The 587-nt window shown below is 61.7% G+C and carries 1 pseudogene; it reads left to right on the forward strand.

The window, feature by feature from the left end:
- Positions 1-587, forward strand: a pseudogene (locus NS355_RS17665) (excinuclease ABC subunit UvrB); the annotation flags it as partial.

Below are 587 nucleotides of genomic sequence, written 5' to 3' on the forward strand. Positions count from 1 at the left end.
ATGTGTATAAGGGACAGCACTATGAGGATTCGGCCTGGCGCATGTCCTTTTTCGGCGACGAGATCGAGGAGATCGTCGAGTTCGATCCGCTGACCGGCAAGAAGGTCGCCAGCCTCAACTCGGTGCGCATCTACGCCAACAGCCACTATGTGACCCCTGGCCCGACGATGAAACAGGCGGTCGAGGCGATCAAATTCGAGCTGACCGAGCGGCTGAAAGAATTGGAGATCGAGGGCAAGCTGCTAGAACGGCAGCGGCTGGAGCAGCGCACCAATTTCGACCTGGAGATGATCGCGGCCACTGGCAGCTGCAACGGCATCGAGAATTACAGCCGCTTCCTGACCGGCCGCCTGCCCGGCGAGCCGCCGCCCACTTTGTTCGAGTATCTGCCGGAAAATGCGGTGCTGTTCGTCGATGAGAGCCATGTCACCATCGGCCAGATCAACGGCATGTCGCGCGGCGACCATCGGCGCAAGATCACGCTGGCCGAATATGGCTTCCGCCTGCCGTCGGCGATCGACAACCGGCCGCTGCGCTTCAACGAATGGGACGCGATGCGCCCGCAGACGGTCAGCGTCTCGGCCACG

This window comes from Sphingomonas yabuuchiae (genome assembly GCF_001477495.1).
GTDB lineage: Bacteria > Pseudomonadota > Alphaproteobacteria > Sphingomonadales > Sphingomonadaceae > Sphingomonas > Sphingomonas yabuuchiae_A.